Source organism: Desulfuromusa kysingii (assembly GCF_900107645.1).
Taxonomy (GTDB): Bacteria; Desulfobacterota; Desulfuromonadia; order Desulfuromonadales; family Geopsychrobacteraceae; genus Desulfuromusa; species Desulfuromusa kysingii.
The window spans coordinates 232,864-259,583 of sequence record NZ_FNQN01000003.1; the positions used below are offsets into that span (position 1 = coordinate 232,864).

At 45.2% G+C, this 26,720-nt stretch carries 23 protein-coding genes; 17 read left to right on the forward strand and 6 right to left on the reverse strand.

Features of this window, described 5'->3' with window-relative positions; genetic code table 11:
• Positions 1 to 38 precede the first annotated feature (38 nt).
• From BLU87_RS06345 to BLU87_RS06425, 14 genes are all read left to right on the forward strand, one after another.
• Entirely contained in the window at positions 39 to 1,157 is a 1,119-nt protein-coding gene (locus BLU87_RS06345; protein WP_092345873.1) for a tetratricopeptide repeat protein, read from the forward strand.
• Between the two features lie 12 nt (positions 1,158 to 1,169).
• On the forward strand, positions 1,170 to 1,754 hold the full coding sequence (locus BLU87_RS06350; protein WP_092345875.1) for an acyl carrier protein phosphodiesterase: 585 nt from the start codon (positions 1,170 to 1,172) through the stop codon (positions 1,752 to 1,754).
• 18 nt (positions 1,755 to 1,772) lie between these two features.
• Positions 1,773 to 2,459, forward strand: a complete 687-nt coding sequence (locus BLU87_RS06355) for a CAAX prenyl protease-related protein (RefSeq protein ID WP_092345876.1) — start codon at positions 1,773 to 1,775, stop codon at positions 2,457 to 2,459.
• A 102-nt stretch (positions 2,460 to 2,561) separates the two neighbouring features.
• Entirely contained in the window at positions 2,562 to 3,734 is a 1,173-nt protein-coding gene (locus BLU87_RS06360) for a TsoY family (seleno)protein (RefSeq protein ID WP_092345878.1), read from the forward strand.
• An 897-nt stretch (positions 3,735 to 4,631) separates the two neighbouring features.
• Entirely contained in the window at positions 4,632 to 4,862 is a 231-nt protein-coding gene (locus BLU87_RS06375) for an addiction module antitoxin (RefSeq protein WP_092345884.1), read from the forward strand.
• On the forward strand, positions 4,849 to 5,169 hold the full coding sequence (locus BLU87_RS06380) for a type II toxin-antitoxin system PemK/MazF family toxin (protein WP_092345886.1): 321 nt from the start codon (positions 4,849 to 4,851) through the stop codon (positions 5,167 to 5,169). Before BLU87_RS06375 ends, BLU87_RS06380 begins: the two co-directional genes overlap by 14 nt.
• Positions 5,170 to 5,403: 234 nt before the next feature.
• Positions 5,404 to 5,766: a DUF805 domain-containing protein gene (locus BLU87_RS06385; protein WP_092345888.1), complete on the forward strand. Its 363-nt coding sequence runs from the start codon at positions 5,404 to 5,406 to the stop codon at positions 5,764 to 5,766.
• Between the two features lie 156 nt (positions 5,767 to 5,922).
• Positions 5,923 to 6,429, forward strand: a complete 507-nt coding sequence (locus tag BLU87_RS06390) for a hypothetical protein (RefSeq protein WP_092345890.1) — start codon at positions 5,923 to 5,925, stop codon at positions 6,427 to 6,429.
• A gap of 356 nt (positions 6,430 to 6,785) precedes the next feature.
• Entirely contained in the window at positions 6,786 to 7,151 is a 366-nt protein-coding gene (locus BLU87_RS06400) for a hypothetical protein (protein ID WP_092345894.1), read from the forward strand.
• Between the two features lie 491 nt (positions 7,152 to 7,642).
• A complete protein-coding gene (locus BLU87_RS06405; RefSeq protein ID WP_092345896.1) occupies positions 7,643 to 8,116 on the forward strand; it encodes a hypothetical protein in 474 nt (157 codons plus the stop codon).
• Positions 8,117 to 8,246: 130 nt separating this feature from the next.
• The gene (locus BLU87_RS06410; RefSeq protein WP_092345898.1) at positions 8,247 to 9,128 is read left to right on the forward strand and encodes a DUF4268 domain-containing protein; all 882 of its coding nucleotides are present in this window, start codon (positions 8,247 to 8,249) and stop codon (positions 9,126 to 9,128) included.
• Positions 9,129 to 9,228: 100 nt separating this feature from the next.
• Positions 9,229 to 9,789: a hypothetical protein gene (locus BLU87_RS06415; RefSeq protein WP_092345900.1), complete on the forward strand. Its 561-nt coding sequence runs from the start codon at positions 9,229 to 9,231 to the stop codon at positions 9,787 to 9,789.
• A 127-nt stretch (positions 9,790 to 9,916) separates the two neighbouring features.
• Positions 9,917 to 10,477 carry a dienelactone hydrolase family protein gene (locus tag BLU87_RS06420; protein WP_092345902.1) on the forward strand — a complete coding sequence of 187 codons (561 nt, stop codon included), beginning with the start codon at positions 9,917 to 9,919 and terminating at the stop codon, positions 10,475 to 10,477.
• 141 nt (positions 10,478 to 10,618) lie between these two features.
• On the forward strand, positions 10,619 to 11,590 hold the full coding sequence (locus BLU87_RS06425) for an alpha/beta hydrolase (RefSeq protein ID WP_092345904.1): 972 nt from the start codon (positions 10,619 to 10,621) through the stop codon (positions 11,588 to 11,590).
• 933 nt (positions 11,591 to 12,523) lie between these two features.
• Here the strand turns inward: BLU87_RS06425 and cysK are convergent.
• The 3 genes from cysK to BLU87_RS06445 form a co-directional block, all read right to left on the reverse strand.
• On the reverse strand, positions 12,524 to 13,480 hold the full coding sequence (cysK, locus tag BLU87_RS06435; RefSeq protein ID WP_092345908.1) for a cysteine synthase A: 957 nt from the start codon (positions 13,478 to 13,480) through the stop codon (positions 12,524 to 12,526).
• 415 nt (positions 13,481 to 13,895) lie between these two features.
• Positions 13,896 to 15,233, reverse strand: coding sequence for a radical SAM family protein (locus BLU87_RS06440; protein ID WP_092345910.1), 1,338 nt, complete (start codon positions 15,231 to 15,233; stop codon positions 13,896 to 13,898).
• Between the two features lie 114 nt (positions 15,234 to 15,347).
• Entirely contained in the window at positions 15,348 to 15,791 is a 444-nt protein-coding gene (locus BLU87_RS06445) for a DUF3783 domain-containing protein (RefSeq protein WP_092345912.1), read from the reverse strand.
• A gap of 236 nt (positions 15,792 to 16,027) precedes the next feature.
• Between BLU87_RS06445 and BLU87_RS06450 the strand changes: the two genes are divergently transcribed.
• Positions 16,028 to 17,707, forward strand: coding sequence for a B12-binding domain-containing radical SAM protein (locus BLU87_RS06450; RefSeq protein WP_092345914.1), 1,680 nt, complete (start codon positions 16,028 to 16,030; stop codon positions 17,705 to 17,707).
• Between the two features lie 167 nt (positions 17,708 to 17,874).
• Here BLU87_RS06450 and BLU87_RS06455 read toward each other — a convergent pair whose 3' ends face one another.
• Together BLU87_RS06455 and BLU87_RS06460 are read right to left on the reverse strand one after the other, a co-directional pair.
• Positions 17,875 to 18,438, reverse strand: a complete 564-nt coding sequence (locus BLU87_RS06455; protein ID WP_092345916.1) for an outer membrane beta-barrel domain-containing protein — start codon at positions 18,436 to 18,438, stop codon at positions 17,875 to 17,877.
• 104 nt (positions 18,439 to 18,542) lie between these two features.
• Positions 18,543 to 20,222: a DUF6178 family protein gene (locus BLU87_RS06460; RefSeq protein WP_092345918.1), complete on the reverse strand. Its 1,680-nt coding sequence runs from the start codon at positions 20,220 to 20,222 to the stop codon at positions 18,543 to 18,545.
• A 181-nt stretch (positions 20,223 to 20,403) separates the two neighbouring features.
• Between BLU87_RS06460 and BLU87_RS06465 the strand changes: the two genes are divergently transcribed.
• Complete coding sequence (locus tag BLU87_RS06465) at positions 20,404 to 21,993, forward strand: ATP-binding protein (RefSeq protein ID WP_092345920.1); 1,590 nt, start codon at positions 20,404 to 20,406, stop codon at positions 21,991 to 21,993.
• Positions 21,993 to 24,113 (forward strand): LVIVD repeat-containing protein, encoded by a 2,121-nt coding sequence (locus BLU87_RS06470; RefSeq protein WP_092345922.1) that lies wholly within the window; start codon positions 21,993 to 21,995, stop codon positions 24,111 to 24,113. Before BLU87_RS06465 ends, BLU87_RS06470 begins: the two co-directional genes overlap by 1 nt.
• Before the next feature lie 2 nt (positions 24,114 to 24,115).
• On the opposite strand, the gene BLU87_RS06475 is transcribed toward BLU87_RS06470, so the two are convergent.
• On the reverse strand, positions 24,116 to 26,620 hold the full coding sequence (locus tag BLU87_RS06475; protein ID WP_092345924.1) for a TonB-dependent receptor plug domain-containing protein: 2,505 nt from the start codon (positions 26,618 to 26,620) through the stop codon (positions 24,116 to 24,118).
• Positions 26,621 to 26,720: the final 100 nt, after the last annotated feature.

Genomic DNA, 26,720 nt, shown 5'->3' on the forward strand with positions numbered 1-26,720 from the left:
AATCTCTACCTTTTAAAAATGTAAAGTCAGGAGCTATTGTGACCCAGCCTCAAAGCGCTACGATTCGAGACCATCAGCAACGACAACCCTCTGTGATTGATATTTCCAAGAAAGCACGGCAGAAACTGCGTTCCCGACAGTATCTTGAAGCGAAAGATTTGTTTGCTGTGGGTTTGGAACGAGAACCGGAAAATCCCTATTTATTATCGGGGATGGGGGACGCATGTCGTGAAATTGGCGACTTTAAAGAAGCGGAACGTTGTTACCGAAATTTGTTGGAGGTTGACCCCAAAAATTTGTTTGCCTTGCGTGGCTTAGGCGATATCTGCAAGAAACAGAATCGTCATCAGGACGCTGTGCATCTCTGGGATCGCTATCTTGTTTTAAGACCACAAGATAAATTTGTCATGACCCGGATTGCCGAGAGTTGCAAGATTTTATTGCAGTTTGAGCGCGCCGAACAATTTTACCGGCAGATCCTGCAGTCTTCTCCTGGTGATCGCTTCGCTTTGACCGGCTTGGCTGATTTGCAGCACCGTCTGGGGAAAGATGCCGAAGCCATTGAGGCCTATGAGAAGGTCCTCAAGTTTGACGCGAATGAACTGCATATTTTAACCATCATCGGTAAACTTTGCTGGCGAATCTCCGACTTTGAAAAATCAGAGCGTTATTTTCGTCGGGCGCTTCAGGTTGATCCAAAAAACCCTTACGCTCTTTATGGGTTGGGTAACTGTTTTCGCTGGTATCGACAGTATGATAAAGCTCTCGAGGTCTGGCAGAAGATTCTTCCCCACTCAGATGGAACCCAGGCCTTGCATACACGGATGGGTGATGCCTATTTTCATCTGGACCAACTTGAGGCTGCGGAGACGAGCTATCTGAAATCTCTGACCTTTGGAGACGAACCCTATGCCACTGCGGGGCTGATATGTCTCTTTTCTGAGCGCAAAGAGTGGAACAAGGCGGCCCATTTCTTCTGGTCACTGTTCTCATCTGCAAGCGATATCTCAAATTCGATTGAGACGCTGGTACAACGGTTTAGCCGCTCTGACAGGCAAGATGTCATGCGCGAATTATTTCGCTATCTGGTCTCCACAGGAGAGGGTGATCAGCAGGTGCTGGTTGAGATTGACGCACAGCTTAAGCGGCTTTCCTGATCTGATCCGCCGATGAATTATCTTGCTCATCTCTACTTTTCGGACCCGGAACCTTTGGCCTGGTCTGGTTCGTTGATGGGGGATTTTGTTAAGGGTGCTGTCCCTGCAGCATTGCCTGATGAACTTTCCCGGCACGTGAAACTCCACCGCCATATCGATCATTTGACCCAGACAAGTGAGCTGTTTCAGATCAGTTGTCGTCGACTCGATCCCCGGTTCCGTTTTGCCCGGAGTGTCCTGGTTGATGTCTTCTATGACCATTTTTTGGCCTGTCGCTGGGATGAATATTCTGACCAACCGCTTGCCGATTTTTCTCAGGATGTCTATCGTGGCTTGCAGTCTTGTTACCCATATCTTAGCCCGGGATTACAGCAACAGTTGCCACGGATGATCCAATATGACTGGTTGACCTCTTACCGCAAGGTGGAGACCGTACAAAAAGTATTACAACATTTAGAGGAGCGGATTCAGCATAAAATTCCACTGGCAGCAGGTTTTTCTCAGTTGGAGCTATGGCGTGCTGAACTGGAAACGGACTCTATTGCTTTTATGCTGGAAGCGCAGCAGGTCACCACAGCGTGGAAGCAAATTCATTGATTAAATCTGGAGGGAACCATGGGTAAAGCAGGTTGGGTACGGATTATCCCTTTCGCCACGTTTATGGCTTTTATTGGCGTGCAGCAGCTTCTGGAATTGTCAGTCAGCAAAGGGTGGCTTGATCTGACTGCACAACAAATGCTCTATCTCTATCCGCTCAAAACCGTGCTCGTGCTCGGTCTGATCCTGTTTTTCTGGCGTCAATATACCGAGTTACAGCTCAGTGACTTTAAGAATCTTCGCCACAGCATCGCCAGTATCGGCATCGGCCTGTTGGTGTTTATCCTCTGGATCAATATGGATTGGGGCTTCACTGCTCTCGGTGAAAGTAAAGGGTTTGATCCCTTCTTGATTGAAAGTGCCACCTCTCGAAACCTGCTGATTTTTTCCCGTCTGTTTGGAGCGGCCTTAGTCGTCCCGATCATGGAAGAGCTGTTCTGGCGCTCTTTTATGTTGCGCTACGTGATCACTGCAAATTTCAGCAGTGTCCGTATCGGGACATTTACCCTGACCTCCTTTTTGATTTGTGCGGTCCTGTTTGGTCTGGAACATAACCTGATTCTGGCTGGCATCATGGCCGGAGCAGCTTACAGTGGCCTGCTTTATTGGACCAAAAGTATCTATCAGTGTGTGCTCGCCCATGCGGTCACCAACCTGATTTTGGGCATTTATGTTTTGCAAACGGGGCACTGGCAATTCTGGTAGGGGATAAATCTATAAATTGATTGCCTTGCCCCCTTGATATTATTTCAATGGTCGTATTAAATGATATATGTTGTAAAAAAATATATATAGGGGATATTAAGGATGAAACCAGCATCAAAAAACTACACACCGATCTATTTCTTGGCTAGCCTTGGTTGTGGGGGGCTCTCCGTCTCATTTTTTATGTACCTGATGTTCATGGTTGAGCACAAGGGCTTGCCGATGCCCACGTTTGACCTCCTCTACCCACAATTGACCGGCGGGGCTGTGCCGATCCAGGCGATGATTGTTGTTGCCCTTGCAGGCATCATTTTCTTTGCGATTCTCCATTATCGCTATTTGACCTGGAATATTGTTCAGTATCGGGCGTTTTGTAAAACCCCAGAAGCCGCTGCAATGCGTTCCAGTCACAAGGCTGTCAGTTTTATGGCTGTGCCGTTGACCTACTCCATGTCAGTCAATGTTGCGTTTGTTCTCGGGGCGGTTTTTGTCCCGAAACTCTGGACAATTATCGAGTATCTCTTACCCTTTGCCATGATTGCTTTTCTCCTTATCGGCATCTATGCTTTGAAACTGTTTCTCGGCTATTTCACCGATTTTATTATTCAAGGTAACTACGATTACGCCCAGAACAACAATCTCAGCCAACTCTTGGGGATCTTTGCCTTTGCTATGGTGTCGGTCGGACTGGCAGCGCCGACTGCGATGTCACATCTCAAGTTGACGGCGGGATTGGGTTTTTTATTTTCCACTTTTTTCTTTGTTGTTGCTCTGGGGTTGGCTTTTATAAAAATCGTTCTGGGGATGTCATCGATTTTTCAGAACGGGATTGATAAAGAGTCGAGTGCCAGCTTGTGGATTGGCATTCCGATTATTACCCTGATGGGGATCAGTGCTGTACGGTTGATGCATGGACTTGATCACAATTTTGATACCAGTTCTACGCATACCTCGTATCTGATTTTAACCGGGGCTTTTTTATCGTTGCAGTTGATGTTTGGTCTGGTTGGATACAAGGCGATGAAGAGGCTTAATTATTTTGATGAATATGTCAGCGGGACGGTTATCAGTCCAGGGAGTTTGGCGCTGATCTGTCCCGGTGTCGCATTGTTTGTTTTTGGTCAATTTTTTCTTCATCACGGGTTGGTCAGCAATGGGATTTTAACCCAGTTTAGCGTTGTTTATTTTTTGCTACAGATTCCGTTGGTTTACTTGCAATATGTGACGATCAAGACGATGTTTCGTTTGAATAAGAAGTTGTTTTTGAAATCTTAGTTGTTTGGTTTTGACTGACTGTTGTTAAGGTTGCGGGGTTGCGGCCCCGCTTGCCGCCATACTTTCTTGTTGTGTGACAAGAAAGTAAGCAAAGAAGCACACCCGACCTCCTTGCCCTGCGGGTTCCCTCCATTCCACAGCCGTTTTGAGGAGCGGCAAAAACTCGCTTCGCTCAAACATTTACCGCTCTTTTTCTCAAATCAACTGTTCCACTCCGGCAGCGTCACACGGGACAGAGATTCATTATGAAATTTTGAGTCGTTTCTCCTCTTTTTTCTTCAACTGCAAGATTTTGACAGATCATAAGGTCGCGGGGTTGCGGCCCCGCTTGCCGCCATACTTTCTTGTTGTGTGACAAGAAAGTATGCAAAGAAGCACACCCGACCTCCTTGCCCTGCGGGTTCCCTCCATTCCACAGCTGCTTTGAGGAGCGGCAAAAACTCGCTTCGCTCAAACATTTACCGCTCTGTTTCTCAAATCAGCTGTTTCACTCCGGCAGCGTCATACGGGACAGAGATTCATTATGAAATTTTGAATCGTTTCTTCCGTTTTTGCTTCAACCGCAAGATTCTGATAGATCATAAGGTCGCGGGGTTGCGGCCCCGCTTGCCGCCATACTTTCTTGTTGTGTGACAAGAAAGTAAGCAAAGAAACACACCCGATCTCCTTGCCCTGCGGGTTCCCTCCATTCCACAGCTATTTTGAGGAGCGGCAAAAACTCGCTTCGCTCAAACATTTACCGCTCTTTTTCTCAAATCAGCTGTTCCACTCCGGCAGCGTCACACGGGGGAGGGGGCGTTCAGAAATCAATTCTTTATTACTGACGTTGCTCAGTTGCTTCTTGGCAGGTCACATCGACACGTGTAGAATACGTGTTAAGTGTTTGGAGGTACTCATATGCAAAAAAAATTAACAGTCACCATTGATGAGGAAGTCTACGACGGACTGCGCACGGTTATTGGTCCGGGTAAGATCAGTCGCTTCATAGAGGATCTGGTACGGCCACATGTGATTAAAAAGGATATGTATGCTGCGTACGAAACTATGGGGGCTGATCACGTCAGGGAGACCGAAGCGCTTGAGTGGTCTGAAGGGACCATTGGAGATGTGAATCATGAAGAGGGGTGATGTCTGGTGGGTCAACTTTGACCCTTCAGTCGGTGGAGAAATCCGCAAACAGCGACCAGCTGTCATTGTCAGCAATGATGCCGCTAATCGTTTTTTGAACCGGGTGCAGGTTGTTCCACTGACCAGTAACACGGGGCGCTTATATCCCAGCGAAGCCTATGTCACCTTCAAGGATAAAAAATCCAAAGCGATGGCTGATCAATTGACGACTGTGAGTAAGCAAAGGCTTGTCGCTTGTGCTGGTACGATTTCCACCGCAGAGATGGAGGGAGTCGTTCAAGCGATTTCTGTCCAGTTGGGATTTTGAATTAGCGATATCGCATCATGATTTAGCTTTGCCAGGCAATAGAAGTATTTGACAAAAACAGGTTCTGCCGTTATTAATGATAAATTGTTTTTATGCAGGAGGGTGGGGCCGTGCGAAACAACAAAAAATAAGTATAAATTAAACGCCGTATTTCTGAAATCATTTCAGGGGTATGGCGTTTTTTGTTTAAGTGGGGATTGAGAGGATATCCCTAACAAAATAAGGAGAGACATAATGACCTTTAGCGAATCCATTCGCACTTGCTTCTCAAAATATGCAATGTTTGACGGCCGCGCCACCAGATCAGAGTACTGGTGGTTTTTCCTGTTTACATTTCTCGCATCAGCGGCACTCGGCATGTTCAGCGACCGTTTGTCAGGGTTGTTTTCGTTAGCTGTTCTCCTCCCGTCTTTGGCCGTTGGAGTGCGGCGGTTGCATGACGTTGATAAAAGTGGCTGGTTTCTTCTCCTCTGGTTTATCCCTGTTATCGGGTGGATTATCTTGGTTGTGTGGGCGATACAGGATGGCAAAGAGCCAAATCGTTTTTCATCTAAAGCTACGCTAACGGATCGACGAAATAGGCCTGAAGTTCAATAAGAAGTAAGCAAAGATTTGACCCCTTTACCTTAATCAACCGGACGGAAAATACATCTGTTTTAAATTGGAAAGCAAAATGTCTAAAGTTGCGGTGGTGCTCGAACAGTTCGTCGCTGCCGGTTATCATGAACCGTTAGGCCGAAAAAGGAAAATTTAATGGCAAGTTCTGCAGCAGTAACTCAGTCAGCATTACTAGAAAGTCAAATGATTACCTTTGCCCTGACTGTACTTGGTGGCGTCCTTATTTTTGCGACAGGACAAATACTTTTAAAATTGGTGATCGAGCCAGCCCAAGAACTTAAAAAATCACTGGGAAGTGTCAGCAATAAATTACTTCTCTACCAAGCCCAAATTACAAACGCTTCATTCAATACAGAGATCGCTCGCGAAATTGAAACAAAGTCAGCAGAAATCATTTCAACCTCAACAATTATTGTAGGCTACAGGCTGGTACAAAAACTTTTCAAATTGCCTTCTAAAGAAAATATCCACTTAGCGTCAAGAGAACTAAATCGTATTTCTTACGGAATGCGTGAAACAAGTAAAGTTTTTGAAGATAGTCCTTCCTACAATGGTCAAAAAACTAACTTTCGATTTACAAACACAAGGGCAATAAAAAAAGTTGGTGAGCTATTGAACTTAAAGACAACTTTCGAAAACTAAAAAGCGGCCTAACAACTTAATGTCTTTAGGCTATTAGTCAATCGTTCTTTCACAATAGGCAAAACAACATTGTGGTGGTGGCCATAACTTCGCGTCGCCGCCGATTATCATGAACCGTTAGCCGTTTAAAAGAAAAACTTTCGCTTAATGTTCAGCCATATTAGGTAAAGAATTCCCGCGAAATTGAAAACCCAAATTAACAGAATAATGAATACCTTTATTTCTGTGGCGGTGTTATGAGCATTTTCGGTTTTAAGGTAGAAATTGGCACAATTAACCTTCTCGGTATCGTTTCCGTCTTGGTACTTATCATCATTGGGTGGTCCGTCCGCAGAGGCAATTGGAAACATAAGAGAATGATTGAAACTCTCAACACATCTGCTGCCACATTCAGAAATGCCTTCGCTGACGAAATTGCCTTCCTCGGTGAAACCATTAACGAAGAAACCATTTTCAAGACCAATACGTTCGACGTTCTCACCGCCAGTAGAGAAAAGCACGAAAGAGCTATTTCCGTGTTCAAATCGACTTTGGGAAATGGCGAAAGCAGCTGTCTCGAAAAAGCATGGTGCAAATATCAATATCCAAATGGTGAACCAGAAAGTGCGCCTTGCCCGTTTGTTGACTACATCAGTGACGGGAACAAGGAACTTGAAATAAAAGCAAGAAAAGCCGCACTTCAAAACATTGCAAATATATTGAAGCTTGCTGCCACAAAATAGAAATACAGCTAAGCAGATAATGAACCGGACGGAAAATACGTCTGACAAAATTTGAATAGCTCGGTGGGTCGCATTGCGTAGGCTGCCGCCGGTTATCTTCACCCGTTATGTTTAAGAAACCGATTTCCGGGGACATAATACCAATTTCAGGAAATAAGTATTATGTCCTCGGAATTACGAAAGAAACAAGAAGGTAGCGCTCTTGGCTTACATGCAATTCCCCTTACGTTTGGGTTTTTTCGTGCCCTCAGCATTCTTCCTTCTTTGGCCACTAAAATTATGTGAAAAACCGGCCATCGTTTTCACTATCGCAATTGTGGTGATGTTGGAAATAGTTAAGTTAATCTCTGTGGTTAAGTGGCTCAGGCTGCCACAAAACTGCTAACCACAGAATCAACCGGACGGAAGATGCTTCTGTTTTTTAATCCGAATAACTCAGTGGTTTGCTTAGGTCGCATCGCCACCGGTTATCCAAGCCGTTAGGTATCAAGATGAATCAAGAATTAATTGCTGTTTCTGTTTTTATACTTCATTTTGCTGCAATTTTTCTGGTTATAAGATTATCTGAAAAACGAAATGCAAATATACACTTATGGCTACTTCTTACCCTTGGACTCGGAATAATTGTTCTTCCGATATTTTTATTTTTTACTTCTGTAGATGATACTAATAATAAGTTACGTTGCAGAAAAAAATATAATTACATATTTCGTTACTCTTTTTTGGGGGCATTAATTGGTTTAAGTCTTGGTTCTTTAGGTTTTTCACAAGTATTAAGCGGTGATAAATCTACGTTTCTTTTTTACTTACCGTTGTTGTTATTTAATTTTGTTATAAGCACCCCATGGTCGCTTGCAATAATTTTTATTGACGGTAGCAATGTAATAAACGCTTCAATATTTGCTTTAGGTTCTATGGTAAACGGTACAATGATTGGCGCAGCTTATGGATCATTTAAAACATAAAAATACCTAACCATATAATAAAGCGGATGGAATATAGCTTTGTTGTTCACGAATAATTCAGTGGTAAACGCAAGTTCGCGTCGCCACCGCTTATCACTACCGTTAGACTATCACCAGAAAAGGAGACTAGATGAAAGAAAAGGAAATTGAAGATATCATTTGCCGAGTTCCTTCCTTAATAGAAGATGGTCTCACTTTTAAAGGGCGTCAAATATACGTAAGTGGCAAATTTGTTGATCTTTTGTTTCACGACAAGAATGGTCATCAGCTAATTGTCGAACTAAAAAGAGGAACAATCGTAAGAAAAGACATTGCTCAAATTCTCGACTATGAAGGCCATTTTCTGAAACAAGGAACACCAGATATTCGCGTTATGCTTGTTGGAACAAGAGTCCCCGAAAACTTCAGACGTTCATTGGACCACCATGGTTTTGAATGGAAAGAGCTTGCTCTAGAAGATTTATCCCCTTACATGAATAAAGAGCAATTGTCCTCTTTAGAAAAAAAATCTACGCAAACGAAAAGTGCTCGTGAATCCTCTCTTCAGAACAACACGGCTTCGAAAAAAAACTTTACCTTATCAGGTACGAGAGAGTCTTTTTGGTCTACCTTGCTCGAAAAGGCACAATCACTAATTCCCCTCAACTTTCCTTCGCCTTCAAAGCCAAATGCAGTTTATGCCTCAGCCGGAAAAACTGGGTTAAAATGGGCCTTTGCCATCAAACAAAACGAGTCATGGGTTGAATTAGAGATAATGCTACCTGGTGACAAATCTAAATCCCATAATGTATTTTCTCAGCTTAGCCTGTCGAGGAATGAGATTGAAAGGACATTGGGTGAAAGCCTTAGATGGGAAAAAATTGAAGGTAGAAAATCCTGTCGTATTCAGACAAACCCGAGAGAAAAGTATGGCGTGGAAAATATCGATCAATGGGAAGAACTACAGAATAGACTTATCGAGAAAATGAAAAACATGGTCACGGTATTTACACCATACATAAAAAGCTTATAAATCCGTCTAACACCAGAAAAGAGAATTCCGGGGACATAATACTTATTTCCTGAAATTGGTATTATGTCCCCGGAATGACCGAAAATTGGGGAGCAGGGAAATGCCACTTCAACCTTTAGATAAAACCTTTAAAATAGCGTGGCTCAACCATGACTCATGGACAGAATCATATATAGGCACTAGAAAATTGGTTTACGAAGTTCTTCCCGCCAAGAACAACGACCTTACTGAGGAAACTTCAGCACTTTGTCAGCTAGCAGTAGTTGGGGCAAACCATATGATGGAAGTGGCGTTGTTTGGTTTGATTCGACCACATATCGGAAGCCAATTACCGGACTTTTCTATTACCCAAAAGCAGTTCGATAATGGGGGATATCACAAAGCTCTTACCAACTGGGTCGAGCCTATTACCGGGTCACCATTGGACTTAAGCGCTGAACCATTCTTATCAACAGAGCTACTTCGAAAACGGCGAAACGATACTGTCCATAAATCATCAGCTATAGCCACTGTCGAAATGGCTAGGGCAGCATTGTATTCAGCTGTAGAGGGAACAAAAGCTCTCTATACACACTTCGGTAACCAATCAAAGTATAGGCCCTTTTTAGAAAAGTATCCGGTTCACCAAGAGCCTATGTTTTCATCGGTGCAACTCCCATAGTGACCGAGCCCAACAATAGTATTAACCGGACGGAATAATACGTCTGCTATTTAATTCAAATAATTTGGTGGTATGCATAAGCCTGCCTGCCGCCGGTTATCAAAAACGTTAGGCAGCAAAAATAGAAATGAACTTAATCGTCGTTTCGGACATATTCGGAAAAACGGAATCGATAAACCAATTAATAGCCAAACTATCGCCATTTTATAGCGAAGTGACGGTTATTGATCCGTACGAGGGGCAAAATATCAGTTTCGAAAATGAAGAACACGCATATCAGTATTTTCAGCAAAATTGCGGGATCACAAAACTGACGGCCCACCTCGAAAATGAAGTCATAAATTCAAAAGAAAAAATAGACATAATCGGTTTCAGTGTCGGCGGATCATCAGCGTGGGAAATTTCAGGAAAAGACATTTCAACAAACATAAGAAATGTGGTGTCTTTCTACGGCTCAAGAATTCGGGAAAAAACGAATATTTCCCCCCAATATCCAACTAGCGTAATCTTTCCAGCAGTAGAAAAAAGTTTCGAGCTGGGACCGGTTATTCAAGCAGTTGAAAACAAGCAAAACGTTGAAGTCATTCGGATAAACTATCTTCACGGTTTTATGAACAGAGAATCAAAAAATTTCTCAGAAACGGGTTACAAATATTTCAGCGATTGGTTGGCTAAAAAAGCTGCCTAACAACTTAATGACTTTAGGCTTGTCAACCGATCTTTCACAATAGGCAAAATAAAATTGCGGTGGTGGTCGTACCTTCGCCTTGCCGCCGGTTATCATGAACCGCTCACAATCTCAAATCTAACCTTGGAGGGGGAATACAAAATGATATTCATCACCAATCGTTTTCCAAAACAGAGCATCCGTACCCGCATCGGGCGTAAATTTGATTTTGATTTGAATAATAATGGTGCCAGTAATTCGGTCTATTTTTGTGAGCGGACGGGGGAGAAACAACACACGGAGATCGGGAATAAAGAGTTTTTGAATCGACTTAAAAATAGCAACTGTCGGCAAATTCTTATTTATATTCACGGCTTTTCCAATCTGCCTGAGGATGTTTTTCCCGCAGTTGCGGAATTTCAAGCCTTGTGTGATCAGAGGAAGAAAAATGAAGTGCTGGTGGTTCCCATCATCTGGCCTTGTGATAACGATCTGGGCATCGTTCAGGATTACTGGGACGATCAGAAAGCGGCTGACCAGAGTGCCTATTCTTTCTCCCGGGTGCTGGAAAAATTCATGGCTTGGCGCAATTCAGAGAAATATAACCCGCAAGATGATCCCTGTTTGAAACGGATCAATATTTTAGCTCACTCGATGGGCAATCGGGTTCTGCGCGAAACTCTGGTGGCGTGGAACAAATACGATCTGCCCAAAGGACTCCCGCTGATCTTTCGAAATACTTTTCTGGTTGCTGCCGATGTTGTTAATGAAACCCTGCAGGAAGGGGAGCGAGGTGAGCTCATCTGTCATGCGTCACGCAATGTGACCGTTTACCACGCATCAGATGACCTGGCATTAAGGGCCAGCAAGGCCTCAAATCTTAAGAATAACATCGCTTCCCGACGTCTGGGACATACAGGACCGGAAAACATGGATAAAACCCCACGCAACGTTTATCGGGTCGATTGTGATGACGTCAATAACATCTATGATAGACCCAAAGGACATTCCTACTTTCGCTCAGGTGAGAAACATGGAGTCCCAGGAAAGGTATTTGAACATATTTTTGCGTCACTGCAATCCGGACGGGTTTACCCGGATGATGAGTATCGTAGATCTTCGATTATCCGTTAATCTGCTTTGGACCAATATATCCCGTGTGACGCAGCCGAAGTGAAACAGTTGATTTGAGAATCAGAGCGGGAAATGTCTGAGCGAAGCGAGTTTTTGCCGCTCCTCAAAGCAGCTGTGGAATGGAGGGAACCCGCAGGGCAAGGAGGCCGGGTGTGCTTCTTTGCTTACTTTCTTGTCACACAACAAGAAAGTGAGGCGGCAAGCGGGGCCGCAACCCCGCGACCTTATGATCTGTCAAAATATTGTGGCTGAAGCAAAAAACAGGAAAAACGACTCAAGATTTCATAATGAATCTCTGTCCCGTATGACGTAGCCGGAATGGCAAGGAGTTCGGGTGTGCTTCTTTGCTTACTTTCTTGTCACACAACAAGAAAGTGAGGCGGCAAGCGGGGCCGCAACCCCGCGACCTTATGATCTGTCAAAATATTGTGGCTGAAGCAAAAAACAGGAAAAACGACTCAAGATTTCATAATGAATCTCTGTCCCGTATGACGTAGCCGGAATGGCAAGGAGTTCGGGTGTGCTTCTTTGCTTACTTTCTTGTCACACAACAAGAAAGCAAGGCGGCAAGCGGGTCCACAACCCCGCGACCTTATGATCTGTCAAAATCTTGCGGTTGAAGCAAAAAACAGGAAAAACGACTCAAGATTTAATAATGAATCTCTGTCCCGTGTGACGCAGCCGGAGTGGAACAGTTGATTTGAGAATCAGAGCGGGAAATGTCTGAGCGAAGCGAGTTTTTGCCGCTCCTCAAATTAGCTGTGGAATGAAGGGAACCCAAAGGGCAAGGAGTTCGGGTGTGTTTCTTTGCTGACCTTCTTGTCACACAACAAGAAAGTAAGGCGGCGAGTGGGGCCGCAACCCCACGACCTTAACTATCCTGCATCAATGCTTACAGCCCCAAATCTACACTCTGCTTCGATATAAACCGTCTTATGCCGATTCGTCAAACAACACACTGCTCAGATAACGCTCCCCTGAATCCGGCAGAATAACGACAATGTTCTTACCACTAAATTCCGCTTCTGCCGCTAGACGTGCAGCCACAGCCACAGCCGCGCCGCAGGATATTCCAGAGAGCAAACCTTCCTCTTTTGCCAGACGTCGGGCAAAATCAAGCGATTCTTCATTGGTCACTTTTTCAACACGATCAATCACATCCAAGTCGAGGTTGGCGGGAATAAATCCAGCTCCGATCCCCTGAATTTTATGTGGTCCTGGTTGCAAGGGTTCGCCCGCCAGATGTTGAGAAATAACCGGGCTGTCTGTGGGTTCGACCGCAACCGAAATAATCTGTTTGCCCTTGGTTTTTTTGATGTAGCGGGTCACTCCGCTGATGGTTCCACCGGTTCCAACACCAGAAATAAGCACGTCGAAATTTCCATCGGTATCATTCCAGATCTCCGGTCCGGTTGTCTGTTCGTGGATTGCAGGATTGGCTGGATTTTTAAATTGGTTCAGCAGGACATAAAGTTCGGGTTTCGAGTTTGCAATCTGTTCGGCTTCAAGGATAGCGCCGGCCATCCCTTTGGCACCGGGGGTGAGGATGAGGTTGGCCCCAAGCGCCTTGAGCACTCTACGCCTCTCTTTACTCATGGTATCGGGCATGGTCAGGGTGAGAGGAATCCCTTTAGCCGCAGCGACAAAGGCCAGAGCAATTCCGGTATTGCCGCTGGTCGGTTCGATCAGTTCCATCCCTGGTTTCAAGGTCCCGGTTTTGATCGCATCCCAGATCATCGAAGCGCCGATCCGGCATTTGACAGAGTATCCTGGATTCCGACCTTCTATTTTAGCATAGACATTGACTCCGCTTGTCGGGATGACACGATTCAAGCGAACTAATGGGGTGTTGCCGATCGACAGGGAATTATCAGTGTAAATGTTGCTCATCAGTGGCTCCTTTAGCGGATTATCTGAATCTGAAAGTTAAATATATTTGTTATGGTTGTTTGTTATTATGTTTAACATGAGTAATGTAGTCAAGAATAAAATAATTAATTGTTTATCTTTGCAGTGATAAAGAGTGCGAGGTCTTTCGTAAGGCTCTCGTTGTGATGACTGTGATCCCGTGTGACGCCACCGGAGTGGAGCAGCTGATTTGAGAAACAGAGCGGCAAATGTTTGAGCGAAGCGAGTTTTTGCCGCTCCTCAAAGCCGCTGTGAAATGGAGGGAACCCGAAGGGCAAGGAGTTCGGGTGTGCTTCTTTGCTCACTTTCTTGTCACATAACAAGAAAGTGAGGCGTCGAGCGGGGTCGCAACCCCGCGACTTTATAGGGAATTTGAGTTTCGACAGAAATGGTAAAATCAGAGGATTGCGGGCAACGGCCAATCAGTTTCATACCCTTGGGGATAGAAGTTCTCACTGGTGCGATTGAAATAACCGTACTGAATCCGTGGGATCTCTTTTTTAACCCGATCGAGCATTTTTTTCATCCCGACTCCGGGACCTTCAGCTCCCATAGCCTTCCAGTAAAGTTGGGGATCAATGCTTAAATTGCGCATCTGGATCAGGTCAATACCGAGGCTATCAACAAGTTTCAGCAGCGCCTCAATTTCATCTTCCCGGTCGGTAATTCCGGGGAAGACCAGATAGTTGAACATGGTGAACAAGCCATGTTGTTTGGCCCGACGGGCTGACTCAAGGACATCATCGAAGCAATATTTGACCGGTCGGTAGTAGGCGTTATAGAAGCGCTCTTGAACGGAATTCAGTGAGATCCTGATGGAGTCAATGCCCGCTTCTGCCAGTTTGTCGATGGCATCTGGAATGGAGGCATTGGAGTTGAAATTGATCGTCCCTCTGGATGTTTGACGGCGCATCTCTTTGACCGCCTCGGCAATCCTGTCGGTTTGCAGAATCGGGTCGCCTTCACACCCTTGGCCAAAGGAGACAATAGCATTTTCTGCCGTCTTCAGATGGGGAACAGCCACTTCACAGAGCTCTTCGACCGTGGGGACAAAGTCTAAACGGTCCTGACTTGATTGGCAGGAGGTAGGTTCATCCTGTAGCGAAATACATCCAAGACAGTGGGCATTACAGGCTGGAGACGAGGGCAGGGGAGCTTCCCAGCGCCCAAAGAAGAGATTCTTGGCGGCAAAGCAGTGGTAATCAAGGGCACAACGGGAGAGTTGCTTTATTAAACGATTATCGGGTTGTGCGGCAACCCGCTTACGCACCAGGGGTTCAAGTATCCGATCATCAAAATGTTTAGGTTCCCATTGTTGATTCCGATCAACCCGTACCGCGGCGACATAAAAGCGCTCTTCTTCAACACACCAACCAACCGCGGTATAAGACCAGAGGGTGAGGTCGACATGCTTTTGCTGGTAATCAGCAGCTGGCAGCAGGGTTCTGGTGAATGCCGGATTGGTAAAAGCTGAGACGGCTTGAGCTGCCCCTCCACCCCAACTGTCAGGAAGAGAATTAACCGTCACTTGCTTGCCGTCGTAGCGGTCAAAGCCAATGGGGGGAGTCCCCGGAATAGTAAACAGACGGCTCCCTTCAGGGAGTGGAATCAGTTCATCAGCGTCAGGCTGGCGAATGGTCATCCCATTCATTCCTGCCAATAACAGTTCGGGGTGCTCAAAAACTTCACCGCTTTCATCCGCAATAACGGCTAAAATTGTTTTGTGTTTGCTCATTTTGAATTATTTCCTTTCGCGGCGCAGAAGATAGCACATTCATATGAAAAAATGAGCAATAAGTCTTGGGGCACCCTGCAATAAACAATGGTTCAAAATTGTGGTTCAAAAGATCTATTTGGTCTTATTCTTTTGCAACTCTTTTTTTATCTCGGCGGCTTCAGCCGCAAGTTCATTCAGTAATGCCCCGACTGCCCATTTTTCCGATACGGGGGTCAGAGCGGCCCAATGTTGCGTCGGCAGTTCGGAGTTACGGTAGTCTTCCATTAAGATATGCAGCTCCTCGTGGGTAAAACCAGACATGATGGCGGCTCTTTTCATCTCCGAGGCTTCTCCATGACCGTGTTTGTGATCGGACTCGAGAACTTCTTTCAGAGATCTTTTTATGTCATTATTCGTAGCAAAGATGACAGGGAACTCGCCTAGTTTACTCTCTTCCAGGATTGCAAGGAGCTTGTGTTGCTCCGGTTCTGGATAACCACAGACCAAAAGTCCTTTCGGGCCATACATTTTTTCTGCTGATTTCTCGACCTTTTTGAAGGTTCCTTCTTCACTCATAACTTGATCCTTTTATGTTGAGTTAAATGGTCATAAATTTCGTCTCAAACGCCCCTCGTTGTGACACTGACGACAGTGTAAACGTACACCGAGTTGCGTGTCAAAAGTTCAACTATAAATTTCGTTCGCGATCTGGTTATCCTTTTTATCGCTGCGAAAAGCATTATTTATCTGTCCACAACGTGACGATGAAACTTTGCTTGGATATGTCCTTTGAATAGGATATCCTCCCCGCTATGTTAACTTTACTGACCACCTTACACAGCAAATATATCCACGCCAGCCTAGCATTGCCTTGTCTGGCCGCGTATTGCGGCGATGCCTGCGGTGAAATTATGATCCGCGAATATTCCGTCAACGAACCCAAAGAGATTGTGTTAGCGCAAATTGTCGCCTGCGAAGCTGAAGTGATCTGTTTTTCGGTTTACCTGTGGAATCGGGTTGAAACGTTGGAACTGGTTGCCTGTCTTAAACGGATTAATCCACAACTGAAAATTGTCCTTGGCGGCCCCGAGGTCTCTTTTGAAACGCGTGAATTTTTTCAACATCATCCCGTCGATGCCCTGATCTGCGGCGAAGGTGAGATCCCTTTGCGGAGATTATTGTCAACCTGGCAACAGGGGCAGACTCTGCCACCTGTTGCGGGGATTCAGACGCCTGAGCATCCAGAGCATAAAGATCTGGATTTACTCGAATCCTTGGATGCGATCCCTTCGCCATTCGCTGCTGGACTGGTCGATTTAACTCGCGGGTTGGTCTACTACGAAAGCAGCCGTGGTTGTCCTTATACCTGTAGTTTCTGTATGAGTTCGCTGGATGACAGGGTCAGATCGTTTTCCCTTGAGAGGATTAAGGCTGATCTGCAAATATTGATGGACGGCCGAGTGGCGAAGATAAAATTTGTTGACCGGACCTTTAATTACAATAAGCAGCGGACCCTGGAAATCTTCAGTTTTATCCTGAAGCATAATATCTGTAGCCATTTCCACTTTGAAATTGGCGCACATTTACTGGATGAAGCGGCGTTAAAGTTGCTGGAGCAGGTGCCAGAGGAGACCTTTCAGTTTGAAATCGGGGTGCAATCGACCCTGCCGGAAACCTTGCAGCGCGTTGGTCGAGATGCCTCATTACAAAGTCTGGCTGATAATGTTCATTTTTTACGCAGCAAAACCAACATCCATCTCCACTTGGATTTGATCGCTGGTCTGCCGGGGGAATCTTACCTACAGTTCTTGCACTCGATCGATTGGGTCATTGGTTTAAATGCTCACCATCTGCAGATTGAACCGGTCAAGTTGTTACCCGGAGCCCCTTTGAGATTGCAGGCACAGAATTGGGGAATAGAATATGATCCCAGTCCACCTTATACAATTTTGAAATCAGAACAGCTTGGATTTGATGATCTGGAGCGATTGCGCGGTATTGGCCGTTTGTTGGATCTGTTTGTCAACAGTGGTCGCTTTGCGTTTGTACTGCAAAAATTAATCACCCATTTTTCCCGGCTATCTCTGCTCTTGGAGGATCTGGACCGGTTCTGGCGCCAAAGTGGTCTTTATGCGCAAAGTCTGTCTTTGACGGGACAATGTCTGGCGTTTGATCGTTACTTGCAACAAAGTTTCAGTGGTGCTGAATTATTGGCGTACCGTGAGCTGCTGGGGCGTGATTATGCCCATCATCAGCGTGTCGTTGCTGGCTCAGCCCCTGAATTCTTTAATACCGATTTGTCTGCAGAAGAGAGCAAAGCTGCCCGGGTGCGGGTGAAGCAGGAGTGGGAGGCGTTGAATCGGAAAGGGAAGGTTCAATATTTTACCGCGGTGTTTTACTCGCTGCCCGATTATCCTGGTCGCACTGTGTTGATATTTCTTTATCCGGTTAAAAATGCGACGGGGTTGCAGGTGAAAGAGTTGCAGCTGTAAGTCCTAAAATCTAAAAGCCGTTATCGGGACCTTTGCTTCATCTTGGTCCCGATAACGGCTTAATAAACCCTGACCCTTATCCTCTGTAGTGTTCGCACCACCGATTAAGTCCCGCAAGTTACCCTTTTGGGGATTTCTACTTCAGCCATTTTATCTCGATTATGCTGTCAGTTTAATTCTGTAACTGGCTCGGATGCTGGTTTTGCTTTTCCAAGCTGAAAGGTTAATCCCACTGAGTATTGCAGGTTATTGTCCGGTTCAGGAAGATCAATTAAATGGCGGACATCAGCCCGCAGAGCGATCAAGTCATCAAGAATAAAAACTTTGCAACCAACGCCGTAATTGACGAGCAAATGGTCTCGATCTGCACCGACATCCGGGGAGGAGTAGATGGCGCCTAAACCAACTGCGACATAGGGGACAATCTTTTTCTCGGGCCAGAGGTGGTAAAGGAGATCCAGGTGATAAGTTTCAACCTTGGTATCTGTTGTTGACCGATTCTCTGAATCCGCATCTGCTTTGCTATAAACCCCTTCAATGGACCACTTATCTGTGAAATTGTAACCCAGTCCAATGCCTTTGAGTGTGGAAGTTTCTAACGCTTGATTTCCTTCAAAGATGTGGTGACCTAGAAAAGGGGTGAGACTGAGAGCGCCGGAAAGATTGGCTGCTGCGGCTGGCAGTGCAAAACAACAGATAGAGAGAGCCAGATAGATCGATTTCTTAAGCATATTGAGACCTCCTCCTGATTTTCAGATGAGATAAATGTTTATCCCGTTTTAATCGTGGTCCTTCAGGGTTTATGGCCCAGATCTGAAGGGCTACGCAATGCAATTTAATCCTGGTCTGCTATTAACAACGTGTTGAATACGGGTGATTGTTCTGTGAGCGGTTCTAAATCAAGGAAGATCTGATCCCAGACATCGAGGCAGAAGCGGACAAAGAAATCACACTCGGGAGCAAGTTGATGCATTGACTCACTGATGTCTGCGCAAAAGGTTGCACTGATCTGATCATCAACAATGGACTTTTCCCTTAACAGAGGAAGATCTGCTGTGGTTAGGGGGGCAGGGGTAAACTCCCTCTCCAATAGTTGATTGGCGACCGCAGTCAAGAATATTCCCGACAGGGAAGGTCGCTCGTCATCATCTGTTTCTGCAGCCACAGCTGGCAGTTTAAAGGGGAGTATCGTGGTAAATAATTCCTGCAACGACTCAACTTGTGCCAACCGACGCTCAATTCGTTTTAGCTCTTTGGTTGTCGTAATTGGTTGCAGATTACTCGACTTTTCTTCAAACGCCTCTTGATAGAAATAGGGCGGGTTTTGCAATAAAGAATCGATAAATAGTAATTCTGGATAGTCAAGATAAGGGTAGATCGAACTAAGGCGTATTTTCTCTGCCTGGTCTTGCAGTTTTTTGATCAGACTGTTACCTACTTGAAACAGGTGGAGCAAGTAGGTGGTTTTAAATATTTCTTCAGCTTTGTCAATATCGCTCCCTGCGAGAAACTCCAGAGCCAGGTTAAGGGTGTCGTAGGTCGATTGAAAAGCTGTAGAGACATATTTTGCTTCAGCAACATCAATGTTGTCTGCGCTCATTTTACGGTTAGCCAGGAAGAGTAATTCGCTGGCTGTTGCGTGATCAATTCCACCGCTAAGGAGTTCGGCAAGCAGGTTATTGGGGTGAGCGCAGGCAAGTAAAGCTGCCGGGTGTTGCAGGTCCTCAGCTTCAAGATGGAAGTCACTTTTTCCACCTGGGACAAATGTGTCAGGATCTCTGTAGCTATAAATTTCTTTGGCTTCAATCGCAGGGATAATTCCCAGGTCAAGTAAACGGTTGCTACGGGCCTGATAGACCTCTTCTTCTAAGACTGTAGCATTTTCACCACGGATCTTCTCCATGATGTAAAGGTAGCTTTGCTGCTCGAGTTCCATCCATATTTTTAGAATAGCCCCAATTACTTTTGCGGCATTTTCGCTGCTGTATTGAATGTCATAGACCCCTTCCAACCGTTTGGCATTTTCGGCATCGTCGTCGTCATACGCTTCCAAGCCGCGACTGATGAAGAGATGTTTTTTGAGGAACAGGGCCAAGATTTCAGGATCCATTTCGCGTGCAAGTTGACAGACCTTCTCTTCTCCCGTACCAAGAAGCAGTTCCAGCCAATGCAGAGAAAGAATCGGGCTTAAGTTATCGTGATCCCAACAATCGAGATCCAACAAGGTGGTTAATTGTTCTGGAGTCGCCAGCGCCAATAATTCAGTTGAATATTCAGCCCCAAGTTCGTTGACCATGAGATAAAGTTCTTGGGGGTGAAGTTTTGGTACCAATTTTTTATTATTCTTGGAATTGAGAATTAAGTCATATTTTTGCTTCCCCTGGGCCTGATGAATCATGCTGAGTTGTTCATCTGCGGTCAGGGCGTTGTATTCTGCCAAGGAGATATTTCGGCCTTGGCGCAAGAGGGTCAGGTGGCCGACTTGACGTTTTGAGGGTAGGGTGATTTTTGTCATACTCTTATTGCTCCCATTTTAAAATTTGTTGCGAAAAAGAGATACTCTAAAGCAGACGGACAAAATGTGCAATCAGGTTCAATTTCTGCGGAATAATTGTTAGTCTGAAGCGTTATTTTTGCGGCGGGAAGTTTCTTGCGTTCTCATGGCTTCGCATCCATTGATTGACGTCAGGTGAAATGTGACCCAAATCTTTAAGAATTTATCAATTAAAACCAAATTAACTCTTGTTATTATGTTGGTTAGTACCGTTCTGCTGTTTCTTATCGGCAGTATTGTTCTGGTGGTGGAAGTTTATTCAGCCCGGGGCACAGTCCTTCAAGAACTCAGAATTCTGGCGAACACCCTCTCTGCCAATAGTCGACATCCTCTGATTTTGGAACAGTATACGGGCATAGAGGCGATTCTGAAATCGGTGACACAGCAGAAAAATATTCATGCCGCTTATGTTTTTGATCGCAATGGGGCCCCCGTTGCTGAGTACCTATCTCAGCAGAATTCCCACTTTCTTTTTAAGAGCTTGAAGGCTGATTTTAAGCCCGAAAATTCTACTTTATGGTCTGCACCCGTAGCAGAAAAACCGCTTTTTGATGTTTACCATTTAAGCCTTTTCACTCCCATTGTCTATGATGGAAAGACGGTCGGGACTCTCTATCTTTTAGGTGATTTAACCCGTCTTTACAGTCATCTCGCTGGTGTCGGTTTCGGAATAATCCTCTCTTTGTTGCTGATGATTCTGTTTTCCTGGTTTCTTGCTGATCGCTTACAAAGGCCAGTTAGTACCCCCATCTTACAACTCGTGCAGTTGATGGGAAACATTTCGGCGGTTAAAGATTATTCTCTCCGCGCAAAAAAAGTCAGTGATGATGAAATTGGTGCACTGGTTGATGGTTTTAATCAGATGTTGGATCAGATTGAACTGCACCAAGCGCGTCTGGCAGAACATCAACTTTACTTGGAGCAGACTGTTTTAGACCGCACCTCAGAGTTGCGTTCTGCGGTGGTGGCTTTGGAGCAGGCCAGAAAACAGGCAGATGCTGCGAATGAAGCAAAATCTCACTTTCTGTCGCGGATGACACATGATCTGCGCACGCCGCTCATTGGTGTTCTGGGGATGAATGAACTGTTACTGCGGACCCCTTTGACATCACAGCAGCAAGAGCTTGCTGGCACGGTGCAAAAGTCGGCTCAACAATTACTCCAACTGGTGAATGAAGTCCTTGACTTTTCACGGATTGAAGCTGGGAAACTGACTCTAAATCTCACGACTTTTCCGCTGCATCAGGTGGTTGAAGATGTTGCCGCTCTGCTCTGGCCACAAGCAGAAGAGAAGGGACTTTCTCTGCAGACCGATATCTCCTTGGATGCGTGTCAGACTGTCAAGGCTGATGAAGTCAGGATTCGGCAGATCTTGACGAATTTGGTGGGCAACGCGATCAAGTTTACCCAAAGTGGGACGATTACTGTCCGTTTGCAATGTCCAGAATGTCTCCATCAAAAAGGCTCATTTTTCCTTGAAGTGGTAGACAGTGGTGTTGGCATGACAGCAGAGGTTAAACAGCAGGTTTATGACGCTTTTTATCAGGTGAACGGAACCGGTTCAGGGGCGATGATCGGTACCGGCTTAGGGCTGGCGATCGTCAAACAATTGGTTGATTTGATGAACGGTCAATTGAATCTGATCTCATCTCCCGGTCAAGGAAGCAGGTTTCAGGTGCGGGTTGAGTTGCCCATAGTTGATAAAAATACGGTTGTTGAAGGTGAGGGCTGATGAAACCAGTATCTGTCGTTGTGGTGTTCACACTATTGTTAGTCAGCGGACTTTTGGCTCTGGTTCTTTTTGGTCATTATTTTATTGACTATCTCTCCTCACCCGCTGTTTTGAGCGTGGAAAGACCCCCGTCTCAAACGTTATCTCTCGGCTCTGAGGCGATGATGACTTTACATGGCAGTGGCTTTGATCGCAAAACCAGCGTGAGTTTATCCATGGACGTTAACAGTCGTGGAGCTATCATTGGTTCACTGCCTCTAGAAGGGGTCTACAACGATAGTTTGCTCTCAGGTGATTATCTTTATTTAGCAAACTCTTACGGAGGATTGAAGGTTCTCGATATCAAAGATCCATATCAGCCCAGATTGTTTGCGGAGTATCTGAATGGTCGCACGATCGTTGATATTTATCGTAATAAAGACCACCTCTATCTTAGCTGTGGCAAGTCGGGGCTGACGATAATGGCGATTCAAAAGGATGGAACGTTGCTGCACGTATCCGATATTGCCGTAAAGGTGCGGGCACTCAACTGCCAAATTTCAGCGGGAAAGCTATTGGTTGCCGAAGGGGAGAGTGGCTTATCTGTCTATGATCTGCACGATCCTAAGTACGCAACCTTGGAGAGGACATTAGCGCCGGGGGCGTTTGTCTCCAAGGTGTTGATTGCTCATGGTTATTTATACCTGATTGTCGACGAAGCGAAGGTTGATATCTATCAATTGGCTAAATCCGGAGGGCCCCAGCTGGTCGGATCTTTGCAACTATCTGGAAAAATATTTGACTTGAGTATTCAGCAAAAACTCCTTTATGTTGCCAACGGGTCCGGGGTTTCGCTGTACGATCTAGCGGTGCCGTCACAACCGAAATTTTTGCAACAGTGGGTTGAACTTGGTTCGGCAAGAAAACTGTTCACCGGGATAGAGCAGATCTATGTCTCTGATAGCTTTTCCGGCTTGCGTGCTCTTGTCCCCGGGGTAGATGAATCTTCCGCCTACTTCAGTTTGAATATCGACCCCAGAACCTTCTCTGAAACGTCTCACTATCTTTATATTGCCGGGAGCAACCGGGGCTTATTGGTTGTTGATAAGAGAAAGTTATCGACACAGCCGTTGATCCCGACAATCAATACCTCTGGCAGTGTTCACGGCCTCTTTATTAAGCAACGATGGCTCTATGTCGCCGATAGCCGCGGGGGAGTATTACTGAAAAATCTGGATGAAACGAGTCATAAAGCCACCACCATCAGTTCGCGTTGGGGAGAATCTTTTGCTGCAAAGGACAATCTGCTGTTTATCGCCCAAGATAAAATGGGGATTGAAATCCTTGATATCTCCGACCCCGCAACTCCTCAACCTGTTGCCGTTTGGGATCATCTCCCCTCGATGCGTCTGGCCATTCTAAACAATTACCTTTTATCGGCCAATGGGGCCTCTGGTCTTAATCTGGTGGATATTTCTGACCTGCAAAATCCTGTTATCGTGGATGTGATTGCTGCTGTGCATGTGTTAGATGTTGCCGCTCAGGGGAACCATGTCTATGTCGCCAGCAAAGATGAGGGTTTGATTATTTATCAGCTAATGAACTCTGGTCAGCTTCAGCGAGTTGGCCAACTGCAGACCCCTTTTCCCATGAATCAATTTGATTATGCCGTTGCGGTTCAGGTCCATGGTGATATTGCTTATGTTGCCAATGGCCGATCTGGATTGTTAATTATTGATGTGAAGAAACCGGATAAGCCAAAGATCCTCAGTTCAATGGCTCTTCCTGGGAGTTGTAAAGATATCCACATTATCGGGTCTAAGATTTTTGTCACCAGCCATCGTGGTGGAATCAATGTTATCAATGTTGAACATCCGAAAAAACCGATCTTGATGAACAATATCCCGCTTTCAGGGTTGTCGCGAGGGGTACGGGTTATCGATGATATTATTTATGTTGGTCAGCGGGAAAGGGGGGTCGCTGCTGTTCCAGTCCCGGTTATGGCACATAAGGTCAAGGTTGTCTCTGAGGGACAACTGCAAGTGACTCTATCCTCACCTAAAATTCCCGGGCGTTTCAGCTTGCAGGTTGCTAATCAAGATAAGTCAGTTGTCGTTGGTGGCGTGGTTGATTATCAATGAGGTTAAAAATGCCATTCTACCCCTGCCCAGATTTGTCGGCCGAGTTCGTAGTTGTAGCCATAATTACCTGAATCATAACCATATTTCATTTTACGATTAAAAACGTTGAGGATGTCCAGAGATAGGAGGACGCTCTGGTCTAAAACTTCTGCTGATTTCCAACTGAAGCGCCAGTCAAAATAGATCGATCGGTTGCTTTTGACTTTCTCGTAGACGAATGGATCTGATTGCTCCGGGTTGATGATGCTCGGTTGTCGAATCAGGTTGTTGTCTTCGTCTCTGGCTAACCAATGGCGCCAGTATGCGCCACGGTATTTTGTCGTATTGGTGAAAGTGATGCCGTAGGGGAGTTGGGCAACATAGATGAGATTAGCAACAAAAGGGCGGTTGAAGTCGGTTCTTGGAACTTCATAATAATAAATTTCTTTTCCCTCATACCAGATGGTTTCAGCCGTATCCTCTTCGTCAAGGGAATCAAAATATCCTTCATGGCTGGTTGTTGTCTCTTGCCAGGTGACATTGATCTCGAGGAAATGATTCATCCATGACCGCTGCCAACTTAGCTGGTAACTTTTGTGCTCTGAGCGGCCCAAGTTATTGAATATATAAATGTCGGGTTCGCCTGGATTGGTTATTTTTCCTCGTGCTAATTCATCTTTATTGCTTTTTTTAATGTATTGAAATTTGAGGTTTCCCCCCAAAACTTTTTGAATGATCCCTGCCGTTAATTCATCACTGTAGGGAGTTTTTATCTCCCCATCTTTATACAGAAAAGTCGTCGGTCGATTCGCAACATCAATCCAGTCACTGGTGTTATCTTCTCTCTCTTGTTTGATAACAATGATGTCTTCGTAAAGTGCATGGGTCAATAGTGTTCCACTATAATAGCGATTTCTACCTATAAATAGAGTCGTCCATTGATTGCCGAAAAGATCAAGTGACGCGGCAAATCTGGGGGCATAATTTATATTCTCAGAGTAGTCATCATAAGAAATTCTGATTCCGGGAACAATCTCCAGACGTTTCCAGAGGATAGAATCCTGGATAAATACTGAAATATCAGCTATTTCTACATCCGTATCAGCTTGTGAGTATTTTGTCCTCTTGTACAGGTATTGTTCATTATCTATACAAGCTAAGTCTTCTGGGTCACATACAATTGAATTATCTATTCTGGGCCCGTTGTAGTAGTAATTCGTTTGTGGACGCTTATAGTATTTGTTTGCATAGTTTGCCTCTGCCCCGAGACCAAATATGTGGATAGTTTCTCCCCAATTGATATCATCTACTGTCACTTCGGTTTTCACACTGAGTTGATCTTGCCCTGTTTCTAAATCGCCCATCCCCCCTTCATACGCATAGGTTGTGTTTGACCAATCGACTGAATCTGTTGCAGAGCTCCAGGCAAAACGATTTTCCTGGGCATCTCGTCTATTCTTTTGCCCCGTATACCCTAAGGTAAAGCTCAGTTGACTGTTGCTGAGCTCTTTTTCGACCTGAGCCAGAATAGAATAGTTTTCACTGTCAATTTCATAGTCACTGTTTTTATGATCTGATGTCCCAGAGTTATAAGGGCCGAAATATTGAGATGACGAGGGGGTGTAGAGGGCAGTGACAGAGATATTTGACTGACTGGAAAGTTCATGCTCTAACTTTGCCAGGAACGTTTCCTGTTTACGGGTTTGGGTTGAGACTCCCCCTAAATGTTGAAGCGGGATCTCGGCGTATTGTTGTTGGTAGGAGGTAATAAGGTTGGTGCCAAGTTTTAACGGAGTATTGAGTATAAAACCAAATTGTTGTTTCTTGAACTCGGGTTGCATACTTAAATTGTTGGAATGATCAAAATCTTCTTGATCTGTGGGGTCGATATGGAAGGACGTCCAGTTGTCGTTGGTCATCCGATAGTTGATTTTGCCCCAGAAATCAGAGGTTGGGTTGATGATCTCAGTGTTGATCTGCCCACCAATGAAGCCGCCAAATTTCGCAGGAATATTGCTATTATAAACCGTGATCTGCTCGATAACCTCAGGGCTTAGGAAGTGCATTTGCGAATGACCGGGAAGCTTAGAAGCATCACTCGTCTTCATGAAGGCGGGATCCAACGAGTTGTTGTTGCTGATGCCCTCGATGGTGAAATTGTTGTCATAGTAGCGGCTACCAGAAATAGAAATAACCGGTGGGGTAATTTCTCCAGCTGTCGAAGAGTTGAGACTCTCTTCACTGTATTGAATCCCAGGAACGATACCGATCACCTCGTTGATGCTGCCGTTGCGCATTGGCAGGGCTTCAATCATCTCTCTATCGATAATTGTCATTCCGGTTGTCGGAGCGACTCTGACCGCTTCAACGTGGACAGTTGGCATCACGGGGTGAGTTTCAGCTACGGTTGAAACTATTTCTTTACTATTGTCCGCAGTCACTATTTGCGGTAATAAGAGGATGAAAAGCAACAGGAGCAATGCGGACTGATGTTGCCATTGATTTAATACGCTGGTTGGTTTCATCATTTTTATTGTCTGCTGTCGGTGGCGTTAGTCGGTGGCTTGTTAAAAACCTGCGCAGCATAGCAGATCAATTAAAGTGAAGACAAGTTGTTATAGAACAACA